This window comes from Rhizobium sp. CCGE531, from assembly GCF_003627795.1.
In the GTDB taxonomy this organism is placed as follows: Bacteria; Pseudomonadota; Alphaproteobacteria; order Rhizobiales; family Rhizobiaceae; genus Rhizobium.
In genome coordinates this window covers 301,444-318,799 of sequence record NZ_CP032687.1, presented here as the reverse complement: position 1 = coordinate 318,799, position 17,356 = coordinate 301,444, and the positions used below count along the sequence as shown (strand labels likewise).

Sequence of the window (17,356 nt, the reverse complement as noted above, 5' to 3'; positions counted from 1 at the left end):
CTTACTGCGTCACAAATTTGTGGATTTTATCGATCCTTCATCCGGGAGCAGCATGGACATCGCTGGGGGTTGCGACTGAGTGCGACGGTCAAGTGCCTTCGGATTGTGGCGATCGAATTCGACACGTGTCGCTCGGGTCGGATCGGGGGCTCCGCGGGGTCGATAACCCTGGGGAAGGCCAGATTGCGGGCGGTTTTTGGTTTCGGGCGGCGCTGAGGGGGGAATCGTCTCCCTTTGGGAGATGAGGAATCCGTAAGCGGCAATGCAGAGGCTTGCATGATGATGGAAGCCGCGCCAACCGCGTCCCTCATAGTGGCCGAGCCCGAGTTCCTGTTTGAGTTCCTGATAGTCGCGCTCGATGCGCCAGCGCAGCTTGGCGGTGCTGACGAGCTTTGCGAGCGAAGCGGCGGCCGGGAGAGTGGAGAGCCAGTATTTGAGTGGTTCGGCATCACCCTCGGGCCATTCGATCAGCAGCCATTCCTCGGCGCGGGGCTCGGTCAATTTGTAATCCCTGGACGCGGGCCTGACGCGCACGGCGGCGAAGCGAGAGTTGAGGTCAGTGTTGGTTCCTTCCCGCCAGCCGATGATCTGCCAGGCATCTTGCGGCAGTTCCTGCGCCAACGCCTTGGCCGATATCGGGCTGTGCTCGGGGCTGCGGCGCATCAGCGAGGTTGGCCGCCCCTTTCCGCGCCAGGGCTCGGGTGGCAATGGTCCCTCGCCGGGTCGCCAGACGCTGAGTGTCGGCTGCACGCCCACGACATAGTCGAGGCCGAGTGCCGACAGGCCGGCGCGGAATGCGCCGTCCACGCCATAGCCGGCATCGGCCAACACCACACCGGGCGCCACTCCGGCTGCCTGGGCGGCTCGGATCTGCTCCAGCGCGATGGCCGGTTTGGTCTGGAATGCGACGCTGTCAGGGATCTTCGCCTTGCGCCGCCGCTCGGCATCGTCGGCCCAGATCTCGGGTAGATACAGCCGGTAGGCAATCGGCAAGCTCGCTGCGACGTTGGCGATCGACAAGCTGACCGCGACTTGGCAGTTGTCCTGCTTGCCGAGTTGGCCACAATATTGCCGCGCCACCCCGACCGAATGCCTGCCCTTCTTGGGAAAGCCGGTGTCATCTACAATCCACGCCTCGATCGGCCCATGTCGCTCGATCAGCGGCAGCACCAAATCGCCAATCCGCCGCAGAAGCGCCTCGTCCGACCACGGCGCCTGACCGACGAAATGCAGTAACGACTGATGCTTGGACGAAACCCTCGCCGGTGCCGTTACCGCTGCCAGAGGCTCGACACTCTTGCGCTCCACCGGCAGCATGAGGCCAAGGCAGTAATCCTTCAGCGGCTCTGCCCGATCGGCATGGCCGATCACATCGACAAGCCTCTCGACATAATCCGCAAAGTCTGATTCACTTCTTCCGCTCAGGCCATTCATCTCAGCTTGCTCCTGCTGACCACGAATCGCCACGCTAGCACATCATCGCAAACTGCGAATCTCCCGTTTTTTGTGACTCAGTAAGATTAGGACCCCGTATCGCTATGTCTGAGCCAATCTCCAACGTCAAAACCTGCGCCTGAGGCCCGTCGGAGGCCGGCTTCGGCAGCGACAAACGAGTGACAGGCTCAGGCGACTCCGCAGCGATTGGCAGAGGCACGAACGCTGGCTCGACACCATTGCGCTCCGACGGCAGTATTGCGGCAGTATCAGAATGCCGTTGCGAGCCTGACGCCGCCAATCGGAAAGCTGGTTCGCTATTACGCCGTGACGACGCGCGACATCCACAACTCGCACACCAGGCTCAAGGCTTTCCGCCACAATTCGAGCCTTCACTTCATCCGGCCACCGCCGGTTACCGCGGCGCGGCTCAACAACCTCGTAGCGACCAACAAATCCATCATCCATCATTCAGCTTCCATATGCGCCTGGAAACCTTCTCGCATTCGAACCTATGCTGCAAAAAGCAGCCGAACCGATGGACACAGACGGGGCTTACGCTCCACCGAAGGTGGAGGTTTTATCTTGCTCACAAGAAATCGCCGCCATGAAAGGCCTGACCGAAAATGGGATTGACGATCTTCAAGATCTCCTCGCCGACATACGGTCAGCCGAGCGTCCCGACGCCAGATGTTCAGCAAACCGCGATTGCCAATTAAGTCGCCAACTGGTGCGAACCCAAAGCTGCTGGTGAGAAGGTCACTTCCCCACGTCTCTACCTGCTTTGCAAAAGCAACGCCCTGCCGTTGATGCGTTGGTTTCAGCACGCTCCATCCGTCAAAAGCAATGGAAACCAGCACCTATCTCGTGCGCATCGTTCCAGATCCCGACATTTGCGGTCGAGTTGTATGCGCGCGGTCGACAGTACGCATCCGAGGTGGTCTGCTCAGATGTATATACACCAACTACCAAGACTAATAGTTGAGCAGGTGGGCACATTCGGAATATCCTACTATCCGGAAATTAACAGGAAAATGACAGGAATGAATGTACACCCGGGCGTCTGCGGGAATTGTGATCCCATGCGGTTTACAAAGCTCAGAGAGTTCGGTGCAAACGACACCTTCCGCGACAAGTGCTCGTGAGTATGTGAGCAAGCATACGGAAATGGGACCCGAGTGGTTCGATAGTGCCGGGTCTACGTTTCGACCGCCGCCTGCATAAATATAAGGTCTACTTACCCGTCCAAAAGGTTAATACCGCATGCTGCTGGTTAGCCAATTCGCTACGGTCGCGATGGGAGTCGTCGCTCAACGAATTCACGCAAAATATGAGATTAAAAATGGTTGAACTCGAAACAGTAGCATCCTCATTGGCGCCGCTAGAAGACTCTGGCTGGTCATCGATTCCTACAGTGACAGAGCTATTTGACTGGGAATTTGCGACGAACTACCGAGATCCCATGCGGCCGGTTCTCCTACGTGGAGGCTGTGCAGCCTGGAGTGCCTGTCAGCGCTGGTCACCTGAGTATTTTGAGAAAGTCGCCGGGTCAATGATTGTGCCCACCAAAACGCTCGACGGCAGCGAGATTAAGGTCTCTTCTTGGGAACTAGCAAAATACGCCCGGTTTGTAATGGAGTCACCATCTTGCCACGATGGAGCCTCTTCATTGAACGCGAGAGCGGCACCCTACTGCCACGACATCCCCCTACTGGGCTTAGTGGAGAGCTTGGCGGAGGACTGTCAGCCCTTCCCGGTTAACTTTGTCAGTTCGTCTTACCGCCGGCACTGGTGGCGCTATACGCAGTTTTTCATGGGTCCGGAAGGAACCGTTACCCCCCTCCACTTCGATACGCTGCTTAGCCATAACCTATTTTTCCAAATCTTCGGTGCGAAGCAGTTCACCATTCTCCCACCCAGCCAAGCCACCCGCTGTGCACGCCGAGGTTGGCGGTGGTTTGATGTGGACCCGGAGCAACCGGACTATGTGCGCTTTCCGCAGTACAAGCGAGCGACACCCGTCGTAATCACGGTAAATCCCGGTGACATCCTTTATATGCCGCCCGGAACGCTCCATCACGTTCGCAGCTTATCGGCCTCGATTTCCTTCAACATCGATTTTCACACGAATCGCAGCGTATTAGATGCGCTAACGCAGGCAGACAAGGGCATGCCGAAAGAGGTCATTTTTTACAACGCGGTCACCGCGCTGGCGGTAATCAGCAACCTACCGGAAGCTATCACGTTTCCCCTATATCGGCCCTATCTGAGCTATGTGAGTTGACAACAGTGAGCCGCAACGAGCTCGCATACGGGATTGCTAGATCAAACCTGCTGCGGTAGTAAGGTGTTGCCCCCTGAGCTGTTCCTCCGACGGTCGCTTGAACAAGCCGAGTAATCCTCGTAACAGGAGGGCTTTCCATGCCCTGGCCCATTGACATGACGCGCCAAAGCTGGCGTTGAAGCTTGCGCCATGCATCGCAGCAGTGAAAGACGATGTCGTCGATTTGAAGGTTCGGTTTGATAGCCAGTTATCGCACGTGAGCTCTGATGTTCATTGTAAAGGTAAATTGTGCAACCTTCGGCCTTCCTTATTATGGGCCTGGTATTTGGAGCGGCTGCGCAGGGCGGGAGACAGAGCTTTAGAGAGTTGAGCAGCCAGCGACGCGAGCCAGATGTATTCATACTCCGGGAACCGCGGAACTGGGTCGCGTGCGCGGGTCATTGCTGATGTATGCTGCGGATAAGATTCAGGCGGTGATTTGAGCAGAGGCTTTTTCGGCCTGGCGCAGCCTTTTCCACTCCCATGGGAGCAGTTCGTGCAGCCGGGAGACGGGCAGATCGGCGATGCGGGCGAAGACATCGGCAAGCCATCCCTTTGGGTCGACATCGTTGAGGCGGCATGTGGTGATGACGGTCAGCATGACGGCGGCACGATCGCCCCACGCTGGGAACCGGCGAAGGTCCAGTTTTTCCTTCCTAACGCCACACCGCGCAACGCTCTTTCCGCTGCATTGTTCGTAAGACAGACCCTTCCGTCTTCGAGGAAGAGGGCAAAGCCCTCCCAGCGCTTGAGCATGTAGTCGATCGGCTCGATGACCTCGGACGATCTGCTGAGCGTGGCGCGTTCCTTCGTCAACCACTCGTGCATGTCATCAAACAGTGGCTTGCTCTTCTGCTGCCGCACAGCCAGTCGTTCTTCGGCGCTCAATCCGTTGATCTGCCGCTCGATCTCGAACAATTCGTCGTAGCGCTTGACGGCTTCCAATGCGATCGGCGAGATCGGCTTGCCTTTCCGCTTGTGATCCCGAGCATTCTTCTGGATATCGGCCAGTGCAAAGAATTTGCGACGCGAATGGGCGTGGCAAAAGGCAAAGGTGATCGGAACCGTTTTTGCCTCGGCGACAGCGAGTGGCTCGAAGCCATTGTAGCAATCGCTCTGTAGAATGCCGCCATACTCGGCCAGATGCTTCTGCGGATGTTCGCCGCGCCGGTCACTTGACGCATAATAGATCGCCGCCGGCGCAGCCGTTCCCCCGAACGGCTGGTCGTCCCGGATGTAGGTCCATATTCGCCCGGTTACGCATTTGCCCTTGGCCTGGATCGGGATGGTCGTGTCGTCACCATGCAATCGCTCGGCCGCGAAGACATGCTTCTCGATCAGGTCATAGACCGGCATGAGGGCCGCCGCTCCAAATCCGACCTGATCGGCCAACGTCGAGGTCGACAGGTCTATGCCCTCACATTTGAACCTTGTGCTCTGGCGGTTCAGCGGACTGTGCATCCCAAATTTGTCGAAGACGATCGTCGCCAGCAGATGCGGACCGATGAAGCCGCGCGGCGTGGCATGGAACGGTGCTGGCGCCTGGCTGATCGCCTCGCAATCGCGGCAGGTAAATTTCTCCCGAACCGTCTCGATCACCTTGAAGCGGCGCGGTATCTCCTCCAGTGTCTCGTTGACATCCTCGCCCAGCTTCGACAGGCGCGACCCGCCGCAGCAAGCACAGATGGTCGGGGGATCGATCACCACGCGCTCGCGCTCGGCATCCTCTGGCCAGGGTTTGCGCACCGGCCGTTTGCGTGTGAACGAACGCACGCTCGACGTTCTGGGGGCAGCAGCCTGGGCCGCCACTTCATCCTCCGTCGCGGCCATCAGTCGGGTAGGCGCGGCCCGTTTCCGGGCCGCACCCCCCTTAGAACTGCACGTGCCAGTTTCCCGGCATGCAGCTCAAGCCTCTGCTAAGCCCTCAGCGACGAGAGCCACCGGTTCCGGTGATAATAAAAGGGAGTGGGATCGTGGATCGAGCTTATCCGCTCGTGGCGAGGGTTGGTGTCGCCGTAGGGCGAAGTAACCATCCCACGCCGGATCGAATGGATTGGCGTCAGCCCGTATCTTACGATGACGACGGATGGGAACGTCCGCCGCGTTTAGCAGCTGCACAGAGGTCCATTTTCCATCCCTGTCCTTCCTAGCTGCGCGGAACACCCATTTGCGCGTGCCTTCCAGGGCGAAGTAACGATCCTTCACCCATCGGCGCGGTTTGTTCGGATGTCTGCGACAGGCCCAGCGCCAGAGTTGCTCCCAGATGAGGTAGTTGGCCTTGCAGAAGGTCTCCTTCGCCACCTGATTGCAATGATAGCCGGCCCAGCCACGAATAACTGGGTTGAGCCTGGCTATCAGATACTCCTGCGTCATGCCGGCGGCGCCCTTGATGATCGCCCGGACTTTGCGCAGGAACGCCGCCACATTCTTCTTGGCGGGCTTGATGAGGAGCTTCCCATCGTATTTGCGCACGGTCCAGCCGAGGAAGTCGAAACCTTCTTCCACCCGCACGATGCGGGTCTTCTCTGCGGACAAGGATAGCCCTCGTTCCGACAGGAAGGTTTCAACCATCGACTTCGTTTCCTCCAGAACTTCCTTTGAAGCTCCAGTGATGACGAAGTCGTCGGCGTAGCGTATCAAGTTAACCTTGGTTCGGCAGTTGCGGCGCCTTGGGCCATAATGGGCTTGCAGCATCGCCTCCATTCCGTCCAAAGCCATGTTAGCGATCGTCGGCGAGATCGGACTACCTTGCGGGGTCCCTGCCTTCGTCGCATAGCATGCACCGTCCTGCATGTAGCCGGAGTCCAGCCATTTCCGGAGCACCACCTTGTCCGTGGGGATGTTGGTGATGATCCAGTCTTTGCTGATTTCGTCAAAACAGCCGGAGATGTCGGCATCCAAAACCCAGCCCGCTGCGTGCCGACTGCTCAGTGTATTGAAGCACTGCGCGGCAGCATCGCGGGTGGCCCCATACGGCCGGAAGCCGTACGAGTTAGGATCTGCTGTGGTCTCCGCCACGGGCTCAAGTGCAAGCAAGTACAGTGCTTGCATCGCCCGATCCTTCATTGCGGGTATGCCGAGCGGCCTTAATTTGCCGTTCGGCTTCAATATATGAACCCGCCTCAACGGCAGCGGGGAATACCCTCGCCGTTTGAGTGACGATAATCCTCCGATGCATTTCCCGGGTGTGTCCCAGATGGTCCGGTCCACCCCGGGTGTTCTCTTTCCTCTATTTTCCGTTACTCGCTTCACGGCCAATGCCTTGCCGCTGAACGAGTGGGTCAGCAGCCGTTGCAAGGCTTTTACCTTGCCCCAGCGGCGTTCCCGAACTGCTTTCGCGATACGCACTTGCAGCCGCCGCACGGATTGTCGAACCTTGCTCCAGTCAATCTGGTTCCAGTCCGCCGTTCCGCGGGAGGCTGCACCAGTCATTTTCATGACCGCCATTTGCTTTTCCTCCTGTGAGGGTTCTGCCTGTTCTCTCGCGATGAGAGACCAGTCGGAAGTCTGCTCCCTTTCGGGCGGGGTGATGTTGGTTGCCCATAACCCCTATCCGCGCCATTGCAGCACGGCCTTCGCTTTCTCCAACATCCTTTACCCGCACCTCCGACAGCGTTCCTTGCGGTCGGCCTGCCCGTTGCCGGGCGGGGATACGGGCTTACCGTGTTTCACTTGAATAACAGGAGCGGGTTAGACCCTGCCTTTTCGCCGGCGGTCATGTTGTCCGTGTGCTTCCAAACTAGCGGGAAGCATCCGACCGTGCACCTTTTGGTTCAAGCCTGTCAGCATCTTTGGCTTGTTCTCGATGACGACGAGTACAGCAGTTCACTTGAGTTGGTCATACCGCCCAGCCTAGCGCCCGATCCGCGTCGATGCTCGCAGATGATGCCTCCACCTCACGGCTTCCGCACGGCCCGAGGGCCCGGCTACATTGTCCCGGCAGCTTCACACCGGATTGTTGCCAATCCCGCATGTGCCGGTAGGCTACAGACGACGGAACGTCAGGTTCTCTGCGTGGATTTTCTCCTTTCCCTTTCGAACAATTATTCAAGCGACTTCACGTCGCACCGAGCTCTTCGAGCTGTAATTCAGACGCGCCGTGCGCTCGGACCTCTGACCGCGCAGTTCGCGCCGGAGCTTTTCGATCGCCAGTTCCAGACTGACGATCAGCGCCTCGCTGTCCGACAGCATGGCCTGTGCATTGGCAGCTTGGGCCACCGCGATGTCCCGCTCGGCGGTGACGATGTCGCGCTCGGCGGCAACGACATCGCGTTCGGCCTGAAGGATCGCACGCTCGGAAAGCAGCGCCCGATAGGCGCTTGTAAGGTCCGCAGGAAGATCGGAGGGCTTCGATACCATGAAGCCATCTGATCAGATTCACTCAACATTTTCAATATAATAATGCTATCCGACCTTCGTCGGACGAGAGGTTTCCTGCGGATGGCGCCAATCAATTCCGGACAACAAATAAGAAAGCTGCGCAGGCGATATCGCTATCGCGCCGCCTTCCGCAGACGGCCAGACGAACCGCCCGCGGTCTAACTTTTTTGTAAAAAGGCAGCTCCCCTGGCCGTCACTCCAGATCACTTTTATCAGCGATCCGCTGCGACCGCGGAATACAAAAAGATTGCCGTCCAGAGGGTTCAGTTTCAGCACCTCCTGCACCCGCAACGCAAGGGATGGAAACCCACACCGCATGTCCGTATGGCCCGTTGCAATCCACACCCGCACATTTTGACCGGAAGGAAGCGTGATCACCGCAACGTCTCCAGCCCCCGCATGATCCGCAGCAGCGCCTCAACGTCGACGCTGCCGTCCACGATCACACGACGGCCGTTCGCCGCAACAATCTCCATGCGGCCGGAAGGAGGCGCCACCGGATGCTCCATCGCAACAGGTGGAGTGACCTGCTTTACTGGCACAAAAGTTTCCGGCATGACGAACGCCGGCACAAAACCATCGGTTTGTTTCTGGCCGTGCAAACCTTGGCGAACCGATTTGCGCCAACGGTTCAACAGGGAGCGACTGATGCCGTACTGACCGCCGTGGCCGACGCCCGGCCTCTCCCCGCAAAGCTTTCTGCGACAATCCGCAGCTTCTCATCCTCAGTAAAGCGACGCCGCCGACCGGTGTTGATCACCTCGATACGGCTCACCCGAGACCCGCTGTCTCCTCCCAAAATCTCCATCCGTCCAACTGTCCTTATGCATGGGAATAAGGACAGGTCTGAACAATTTTACTCAATATTCACAGGCGGTCTCGCTCGGACGGATACAGCCAGATGGTGGCTCAGCTAGGTCCGCATGTGCGCTATCAAGGGCGCTGATCGATCCTGTCCTCCGACCAATCGATAGGGGAAACAAACGCAACTCAGCCTCGATGCGATAGAGTTCAGCGACCATGTTAGGCGGAAACGAGCGGTTCAAATTTCTGGCTCTTCTTTAGTCGCCCGTGAAGAACGCCGTTTTCGGTGTGGCGGCGCATGATTGTCGGCGTCGAGAGTTTGCCTGATTATGGTTTTAGGGTGGTTTTTAGGTGGGGATTTGGCGGGATCGCAACAGAGAAGTGAGGTGGCTCGGTTTGTCTGAACAGTTCCGGGCGTTTCGCTAAGTGGATTTCCGCCTCGATTATGCTGCTACCATCATCGGTGTCAGCGCGTTGAAGTAAGCCTGATCCGGCGGCAGCCAGAACGGCATTGAGGGCATCGCCCTGCTGTCCGGCAAGATAGTTGCGGTCCATTCTGCGCTCGTTCTTGAGGTGCCCGATGACGGGCCTTTCGGCGCATGCGAGCATGCGCCTGCCGGCTAAGAGTTCGACGGCTGACCGCCTTCGCATCAGACGTTTGATGGCTTGATGGCCGGCGTCACGCGGCGCTTCTGGCCACTTGTGAAGACCCGCAGCTTGTGGCTCTGGGGCGCATTGTGGCCGCGGTATCCGGCGTCGGCCAGAATGCGGGAGAGCTCGTTACCGATCGTCTCCTCGATATCGGGGATGACGGTCTCGAGGGTGTGGCCATCATAAGGGTTGCCTGGCAGTGCCATGGCGTGCAGGGCGAACTGGCCGCCCTTGGAGCGGTGCAATGTCGTGGCTACCGACACCTTAACGCCAAATTCATCTGGGCGATGGGCCTTTCCCTTGCCGATGCACTCAACTTCGTCGGCGTGCAGGCTGTAGATCTTGCGGCCGCGCTGACGCTGCCTCGTACGCATTCGGCGAGTACCGCATTAATTTCGTATTTGCACGTGATAAGCTCTCGCAATGGATATCGACGAAGACAAGATCGACGATGCGGTGCTGGCGCTGTTGTGGCTGACGCTGCATGACGGGTATCGAGCCTGGAAGGGTTTGGACTGGGAGACGACGGATCGTTTGTTCAAGAAGGGGCTGATCGCCGATCCGGTGAACAAGTCGAAGTCGTTGATCTTAACGGATGAAGGCCTGCAACGGTCAGAGGAGCTGTTTCGGGAACTGTTTACGCGGCCGCCGCAATAGGTGCCGCCTTTTCGGCCTTCCAAGCCCACGGCAACAACTCGTCGATCCTGTTTGCCGGGTGGTCGGCGATACGGGCAAGCACATCGGCAAGCCAGGCCTGCGGATCGACATGGTTCATCTTTGCGGTGACGATCAAACTGTACATGGCGGCAGCTCGTTGACCACCACGGTCGGAGCCGGCGAATAGCCAAGCCTTTCTTCCCAATGCGGTCGGGCGGACATTCTGCCCATATCGAGCAAGAGCTTGTAGTCCATTATCGCTGGCACGCGCTTTACGGGCGTCGCGTGCGGCGGTTTTATGATGAGACGCGGCGAGGTATGGAGACGATCGTCGCCGAAGTGGCGCCTGGGGTGGCGCTTTGCTTGCCGGCTTGGATCTTCGATCCGATAATTTGTGCCGTCATGCAGATCGGGGAGCCCCACGTAAACATTGAGGGTCTCGCAGATCTATGTCGCTTGCTTGAAGGGCATAGACTCAGGCGAAGTTCTTCAGACGACAGCACCGTCGTCCAGGAGGACCGTCATGAGGAAGTCATTCGACCTGATGTTAACGCCCCGCCGGCCGCGCCAGCTCTGCATCTTGTTGGACCCGCCGGAGCTGAAGGGGATCAAGGCCATCGAACGAAGCGCGGTCACCGTAAGGTTGGCGCGGCTTCTCATGGAGGCCGCCGGCGCGATAACGGTGGAGAGCGGCAATGACTGACGTCGATATTTTGCCGCCTTCGATATTGAAGCGCAAAGCCGTGGTTTATGTTCGCCAATCGACGCAAGCCCAGGTCCAAAACAACCTTGAGAGCCAGCGGCGGCAGTATGAGCCGATGAGGCCCACCGGCGCGGATTCCGAGACGTTGAAGTTATCGACGATGACCTTGGCCGTTCTGCTAGCGGAACGGTCGCTCGCCCAGGATTTGATAAACTCGTCGCTGGGCTATGTGCCGGCAATGTGGGCGCCGTTCTCTGCCTGGATGCGTCGCGTTTGGCTCGCAATGGGCGTGACTGGCATCATTTGCTTGAGCTCTGCGGGCTGGTTGAGGCAAGGGTCATTGATCTTGAAGGCGTGTACAACCCTTGCCGCCCGAACGATAGGCTGCTTCTGGGAATGAAGGGCAGCATCAGCGAGTTTGAACTTGGTATCTTGCGATTAAGAATGCTCGATGCGGCTCGATCCAAGGCGCGTCGCGGCGAACTGCGTATTCCGGTGCCAATCGGCTACATCTGGCACCGGGAAGTTGGCCTCGGTTTTGATCCTGACCTTCGGGTTCAAGAAGCCATTCGTCAAATATTCGAGCGCTTTCGCCAACAGGGAAGTGGTCGCCAGGTCTACCGCGCTCTCAGCGCGGAGCGAGTTCACTTCCCCCGCCCATCCGACGGTAAGCGGTCAGTGTCGTTTGATTGGACGCCGATCCGCTATCGTAACGTCATCTCGGTTTTGAAGAACCCATTTTATGCGGGAGCCTATGCCTACGGTAAGACTGAGAAACGCACTGAGATCATCGACGGACGCGCCCACAAAACCTATAAACATCCTCGCGCCCTCAGCGATTGCGAGATTCTTCTAAAGGGCCACCATGAGGGCATCGATTGGTCCGAGTACGAACGCAACCAGAAGCAGCTTTCCCTCAACGATTTCGGCCGTCGGGGTGGGCCGAAGTCCGGTAGAGGTGGGCGATCCTTACTGATTGGATTAATGGCTTGCGGTCGATGCGGACGCCGCTTGAAGGTTGGGTATAGGGGGCGCTATCCTTACCCCATCTACCAATGCTTCGGCGCGGATGTCTACAACTCGACGCGCTGTATGAGTTTTGCGGGGCAACGTACCGATAGAGTGATCGCTTCTGAGCTCATCCGTGCCGTCGAGCCCATGGCGGTCGAAGCGGCGCTTACGGCGGAGAGGACGTACATGGAAGGTCAGGCAGAGCAACAGCGGATGATCGAGCTGGAACTTCAGCAAGCCCGTTATGATGCCTCTTTAGCCGAGCGCCGTTACGCAGCCTGCGATCCAGACAATCGCTTGATCGCCGCGACGCTCGAGAAGAACTGGGAGGCGACCCTACGACGCGTTCAAGAGTTCGAAGCGCGGTTGAGCGCCGCAAAAGCCACCAACGCTGGTAAGACCGTTCCGGATTTTGCCGGTCTCGCCGACGATCTGCAAGCGGCTTGGGCAAGTCCGCAAGTGACGATGCGCACCCGCCAGCAGTTGCTTCGGTCGCTCGTCAACGAGATCACGGCCAATATCGATGACGTTGCCCGTGAGATTGTTCTGATCATCCATTGGAAGGGCGGTCAGCACTCGGAGGTTCGACTGCATAAACCGAGCTCCGGAGAACATGAATGCCGCACGTCCGACGACGCCATTGCCGTGATTACCAGCATGGCCGCTCGATGGTCTGACGAGGATATCGCCGCCACGCTGAACAGAATGCGGATGCCGACGGCGCAAGGGAAGACTTGGACAGCCAAGCGCGTGAGTTCCATACGGCGCGTGCGCGATATCCACGCTTATCGTTCGGCGGAGAAGGACGGCACGTGGCTCACTCTGCGCGAGGCGGCACAACACTGCGGGGTCACAAGTCATCGGATCCGGCGCTTGATCGAGGCTAAAATCCTTCCCGCAGAACAGGTCGTGCCCGGCGCTCCCTATCAAATCCTCGCCGCCGATCTTCACTCCGACGCCGTAGTTCGTGCGATGGGGCGTAACGGGGGGCCGTGTCACCTCGAAGCCCAAAATCAGATCCTAATGTTTCCAAACACTTGAGAAGGACGCGTACAATGAATCAGACATCGCAATTCCGCGCAGCGAACGCTCTGCCGCGTTGTTCGACAGGCAGATCCGGCCATCGTCGAGGAAACGAGTAAACGATACCCAGCGGTTCAACATGTAGTCGAACGCTTTGGCCAGATCATTGTCGCGAGACAGCTTGGCACGTTGCTCGCGCACCCACCGCTCCATGTTGGCGATCAGTGGCTTGCTATGCTGCTGACGCGTCGCTTTGCGCTCATCGGCCGTCTGGCCATTGATCTGACGTTCGATCTCGAACAGCGCATCGATCCGGCGCACCATCTCGATGGCGATTGGTGAGATGACGGCAGCGGGTTTGCCCTGAGCCTTGCGCCGGGCATTGGCCTCGAGATCGGCCATGATGAAGAATGGTCGCCTTGCGTGCGCCCAGCACGCTGCCTCATAGATCGGACATGGACTGCGATCAGGAAGATAGAGCTTGGTATAACCGCCATAGGCATCTGCTTGCAGGATGCCGCAATAGCCGGCCAGATGCGCCTGCGGATGGTCACCGCTGCGGTCGCGGGAATAATAGAACATCGCCGACGGCGGCGCCGTGCCACCGAACGCGGCATCATCGTGCACATATGTCCAGATCCGAGCAGTATCGGTCTTGCCGGCTGCGAGAACCGGAACCGTGGTATCGTCGCCGTGAATCCGCTCGGCTGCAAAGGTGTGAGCCTCGATCCGCCTCAGGATTGGATCAAGGGCATGGCAACAAGAACCGATAGCATCGGCTGCCGTCGACAGGCTGATTGACACGCCCTCAAGCGCAAATCGTTCCACCTGACGATTAAGGGGAATGTGTTGGCCGAATTTGTCGTAGAGGATCATCGCCAGAAGGCTTGGACCTGCCCAGCCTCTGGGAATGACGTGGAATGGGGCCGGTGCCTGGCTGATCTTCTCGCAGTCGCGGCAGGTGAACTTCTCGCGCACCGTCTGAATGACTTTCCAGGAGCGTGGAATGCTCTCCATCGTCTCGGTGACATCTTCGCCCAGCTTGCGCAGCCGGTCACTACCGCAGCAGCTGCAGGCGACCGGACCGGGCACAACGACACGCTCGCGCGGCAGGTGATCGGGGAATGGCTTCTTAACGGGGCGTTTGCGTGTGAAGCCGGCGACAGCAATGGGGGCGGCCGCAGCAATGGCCATTTCAGCGGCAAGTTCATCCTCGGTGGCCGCCGCCTCGGCATCCTCGAGCATCAGCTCCATTTGAGCGATCAGCCTGGCAGTCCGCTCCGATTTTTGACCACGCAATTGCCTTTGCAGCTTTTCGATATGGACCTTCTGACGCAGAATGGTGGCTTGATCGTCCGCTTCCTTGGCTTTGGCGACGGCAAGTTCGGCTAAGGCAACGGCGCGCTCCGCACGCGCCACGACCAGCTCTGCTTCAAGTGCAGCGGCATAATCGGAGTGGTTTTCCAGGCCGTTTTCCATGTCCGGATCAAACCACAAAGCCACTGATTTGCATAGCTTTTCTTCAAGGTTCAAGCCGCAAAATGCACCTATCCGGCGCTCGTCGGACGCCATGTCTGTTGCGGATTTCGCCAGTCTATTCCCTCAAGAAGGTAGGACATCTGCCCGGCTGTAAGGGCAATGGCTCCGTCCACTGTCGCCGGCCAAATAAAGTGGCCTCGGTCGAGCCGTTTGGCATAAAGCGATAGTCCGACACCGTCATGCCATAGGGCCTTGATCAATCGACCATTTCTCCCGCGGAAAACAAAAACGTCGCCCTGGAACGGATTGCGGCTAAGCCCCTCTTGCACGATGAGAGCCAACCCCTGCATACCCTTGCGCATATCGCAGTGACCGCTGGCAATCCACACTCTGACGTTCGAACTGATCGGGATCATCGTCCCTCCAGCACATCAAGCACGCGCGACAACGTCGAGGCATCAAAGTCACGAGTGACCCGCACCGACCGGCCCCGGCCAACATGGATTTCGATCGCAGAAGACGCCGTCGCAGCCGGCATTCCCATTGCCGAGTCCGGCGCCTGTTGTACCTTCACCGGAACGAAGGCGCGCGGCTCTTCCGCTCTCTCTGCAACACCAAGCTCACGACGCCACCGATAAACCAGTGACCGATCAACGTCGTGACGTCGCGCAACCTCCGTCACCGTCATCTCGCCAGTCAGCGTCTCCGAAACGATCGATTCCTTGGAAGTTCGTGTGAACTTCCGGCGCCGCATACTGCCCGCCAAAATCTCAAGCTGATGGATAGACACGTCGTTATCCTCGTTGTTAGCAACGTGGCGATACCGCTCACCTCAGCAAAACATCGCTATCACCGTGACAAAGCAAGGCGGTCCTCGGCGTGGGGATACGCTGCTTCTGCTCCAGGACGATTTTTGCCTGATAGAGCGGCCAGATGAAGATCGCCTTGAGTTGCTCGTCGCCGGCGATCTGACGCTCGATGTCGCGGACGGTTCGCCCGAGATAGGTCCTCAGCTTGCGTAGTGCCTTGCCAGCCCGCTTGAACTGTTTTGCATGGGCATACCGCTGGTGCTGGATCAGGGCGAATTTACCCAACCGCACATAGGTCTGGCGCAGATCGAGCCCCACCTTGCGAGCCAGCCGCACGAGCCGCTCCCGTGCCCGGTGAATGAGCTTGGCGTCGGTCGGAAACATCACGTTCTTGGGTTGGACTGTCGTATCGACGATCACCTGCCGCGTGTCCGAGGGCTTCATCGCACCGGTCTTGACCGCCACCGAGAGGCTCTCTTGCAGAAGAGCCTTTATCCGCTCCTCGCCCATGCGTTGGCGCCAGCGTGTCAGCGATGAACGGTCGAACGGCAATGTGTGTTGGAAGAATGCCTCGCCGCAGAAATACTGGCAATACGGGCTGTCGAGGTAGCGGGCGCAAACGGCCTCATCCGACAGGTTGAACGTATGCTTGAGGATCGCAAGCCCCGCCATCAACCGCGTCGGCAGCGGCGGCATGCCGCCGCCGTCCCGATAAACCTCGCCGAAGCGCTCTTCCAGGAACGGCCAATCGATCGTCTGCGCCAGCCGGACAAGTTCGTGCTTCAGATCGATGATCTGATCAAGGCTAGACCGGAACAGATCCTGCTCTCCCGCCTCGCGCCGTTCATCAGGTCTCGACATTTATTGGCTCCGATTCATCGCCGATGGCGGATTGAATCACGCTTCGGCCCATCATGAAACCGAAATCTGAAATCGCAAGAAAACAGATCGAAAACCTGCCCTTTCTTGCGATAGCGATTACTCGGAAGCCTCAAATACACCATGAATATCAACAGCTTGACGATACTTCACGGCCGACTCTTTAGTCATGAGAGTTCTTGCCGACGCCGCTCTTCAGGACATAAGTGTCGAATTCCATAAGTTGTTCTTCATGGTCAGCCAGAGCTCGAAGAGCGAAGCTCCCGCGTCTCGCGGCGACCAGTTCCATGAGACATTCTACTGCGGCCAATGCCGGCGTCATCGTGTGAATAAATGAAGGAACTTCGGTGCGAACGCGGATTACCGCTTGAGAAATCTTGGCGATTGGAGACAGTTCGCTGTCCGTCAAAGCGACGAGTTTTGCACCACGGGATACGGCAAACTCGGCTGCCTGTACTGTGAAGCGAGTGTAAGGGTTGACTGTGACCGCTAGCAAAATGTCTTCTGGGCCGACAGACCGAAGCGCATCATCGGAGGCACCGCCCATCCCATCGATCAATGTTGTGGGAGAGCCAAGCAATGATCCAACATGGTGCATTAGATACGCGATGGGAAAGCTTGAACGGCGGCCGATGCAAAAAATTTGTTTCGCCTCCGCTATTAGGTCGGCTGCTGCCGCCAACGCGGCAATCGCGGGCGGCTGCGCGAACCTGCTTAGATGACCCTGCAAAGCATTCACTGTATCGCATATGAGGACGCCATCGCCCCCGATCTCCGCTCGTGCCAATAACTCCTCGCCACTCCCACCGAAGCTTTCCGGCCGATCCCTGACGCTATCGGCGAATGCCTCCTTTAATTTGTCGAAACCATCGAAGCCAAGGCGTTTTGCAAGTCTCGTTAACGTTGCCGGAGGCACTCGTGCTCGGCGTGCCTGCTCCCTCATTGACAGCAGTGCGACCTCTGTCGGATGGTCAACCAACCAACGCGCAGCGACCTTCATTTGCCGGGGAAATCGCTCATAGCTGTTCTTTATGAGACTTGTGGTGGGAAAATCCATTCTTACTCCTGAAGTCTATTAGGCAAATGCTTAAGCAACAAAGGTCTTTTTCTTGGCCTATGGATTTTAAGGCCGCCGTTTTCGCGACGCCTCAAACAACCGTGGTGGCTAGCTCATCCAAGCGCTGCAGCATTCCCGGGAGCTGG

9 protein-coding genes and 9 pseudogenes are annotated in these 17,356 nt (G+C 58.2%); 4 read left to right on the top strand and 14 right to left on the bottom strand.

Going from position 1 to position 17,356, the window contains the following annotated elements:
* Window positions 1-9: 9 nt before the first annotated feature.
* Window positions 10-1,434, bottom strand: a complete 1,425-nt coding sequence (locus CCGE531_RS31350) for an IS701 family transposase (protein WP_065091965.1) — start codon at window positions 1,432-1,434, stop codon at window positions 10-12.
* 34 nt (window positions 1,435-1,468) lie between these two features.
* A pseudogene (locus CCGE531_RS31345) lies at window positions 1,469-1,905 on the bottom strand (transposase).
* Between the two features lie 871 nt (window positions 1,906-2,776).
* Between CCGE531_RS31345 and CCGE531_RS31335 the strand changes: the two are divergent.
* Window positions 2,777-3,718: a cupin-like domain-containing protein gene (locus CCGE531_RS31335; protein ID WP_245459537.1), complete on the top strand. Its 942-nt coding sequence runs from the start codon at window positions 2,777-2,779 to the stop codon at window positions 3,716-3,718.
* Between the two features lie 466 nt (window positions 3,719-4,184).
* Here CCGE531_RS31335 and CCGE531_RS31330 read toward each other — a convergent pair.
* The 6 genes and pseudogenes from CCGE531_RS31330 to CCGE531_RS31300 form a co-directional block, all read right to left on the bottom strand.
* Window positions 4,185-5,667, bottom strand: a pseudogene (locus CCGE531_RS31330) (IS66 family transposase); the annotation flags it as partial.
* Complete coding sequence (gene ltrA / locus CCGE531_RS31325) at window positions 5,663-7,204, bottom strand: group II intron reverse transcriptase/maturase (RefSeq protein ID WP_120670860.1); 1,542 nt, start codon at window positions 7,202-7,204, stop codon at window positions 5,663-5,665. The gene ltrA and the pseudogene CCGE531_RS31330, both read right to left, overlap by 5 nt.
* Window positions 7,205-7,846: 642 nt before the next feature.
* Window positions 7,847-8,116: pseudogene (locus CCGE531_RS31320) on the bottom strand (IS66 family transposase); the annotation flags it as partial.
* 45 nt (window positions 8,117-8,161) lie between these two features.
* Window positions 8,162-8,515: an IS66 family insertion sequence element accessory protein TnpB gene (tnpB, locus tag CCGE531_RS31315; protein WP_120670859.1), complete on the bottom strand. Its 354-nt coding sequence runs from the start codon at window positions 8,513-8,515 to the stop codon at window positions 8,162-8,164.
* Window positions 8,512-8,945: pseudogene (locus CCGE531_RS31310) on the bottom strand (transposase). The gene tnpB (CCGE531_RS31315) and the pseudogene CCGE531_RS31310 overlap by 4 nt, the downstream one beginning before the upstream one ends.
* A gap of 485 nt (window positions 8,946-9,430) precedes the next feature.
* Window positions 9,431-9,957, bottom strand: a pseudogene (locus CCGE531_RS31300) (transposase); the annotation flags it as partial.
* Window positions 9,958-10,015: 58 nt separating this feature from the next.
* Between CCGE531_RS31300 and CCGE531_RS31295 the strand changes: the two are divergent.
* Window positions 10,016-10,249: a DUF6429 family protein gene (locus tag CCGE531_RS31295; RefSeq protein WP_004129017.1), complete on the top strand. Its 234-nt coding sequence runs from the start codon at window positions 10,016-10,018 to the stop codon at window positions 10,247-10,249.
* On the opposite strand, the pseudogene CCGE531_RS31290 reads toward CCGE531_RS31295, so the two are convergent.
* Window positions 10,230-10,457, bottom strand: a pseudogene (locus tag CCGE531_RS31290) (transposase domain-containing protein); the annotation flags it as partial. The gene CCGE531_RS31295 and the pseudogene CCGE531_RS31290 sit on opposite strands and share 20 nt — an antisense overlap.
* 315 nt (window positions 10,458-10,772) lie before the next feature.
* Between CCGE531_RS31290 and CCGE531_RS31285 the strand changes: the two are divergent.
* Complete coding sequence (locus CCGE531_RS31285; protein WP_028752705.1) at window positions 10,773-10,952, top strand: hypothetical protein; 180 nt, start codon at window positions 10,773-10,775, stop codon at window positions 10,950-10,952.
* A pseudogene (locus CCGE531_RS31280) lies at window positions 10,945-13,004 on the top strand (recombinase family protein). Before CCGE531_RS31285 ends, CCGE531_RS31280 begins: the two are co-directional and overlap by 8 nt.
* 24 nt (window positions 13,005-13,028) lie before the next feature.
* On the opposite strand, the pseudogene CCGE531_RS31275 reads toward CCGE531_RS31280, so the two are convergent.
* The 5 genes and pseudogenes from CCGE531_RS31275 to CCGE531_RS31255 form a co-directional block, all read right to left on the bottom strand.
* A pseudogene (locus CCGE531_RS31275) lies at window positions 13,029-14,465 on the bottom strand (IS66 family transposase); the annotation flags it as partial.
* Window positions 14,466-14,533: 68 nt separating this feature from the next.
* Window positions 14,534-14,881, bottom strand: a complete 348-nt coding sequence (tnpB, locus tag CCGE531_RS31270) for an IS66 family insertion sequence element accessory protein TnpB (protein ID WP_120670858.1) — start codon at window positions 14,879-14,881, stop codon at window positions 14,534-14,536.
* Window positions 14,878-15,255, bottom strand: a complete 378-nt coding sequence (locus CCGE531_RS31265) for a transposase (protein ID WP_004126183.1) — start codon at window positions 15,253-15,255, stop codon at window positions 14,878-14,880. The genes tnpB (CCGE531_RS31270) and CCGE531_RS31265 overlap by 4 nt, the downstream gene beginning before the upstream one ends.
* A gap of 97 nt (window positions 15,256-15,352) precedes the next feature.
* Window positions 15,353-16,135 (bottom strand): annotated as a pseudogene (locus CCGE531_RS31260) (IS5 family transposase); the annotation flags it as partial.
* 181 nt (window positions 16,136-16,316) lie between these two features.
* Window positions 16,317-17,210: a MurR/RpiR family transcriptional regulator gene (locus CCGE531_RS31255; protein WP_120670857.1), complete on the bottom strand. Its 894-nt coding sequence runs from the start codon at window positions 17,208-17,210 to the stop codon at window positions 16,317-16,319.
* Between the last annotated feature and the right edge of the window lie 146 nt (window positions 17,211-17,356).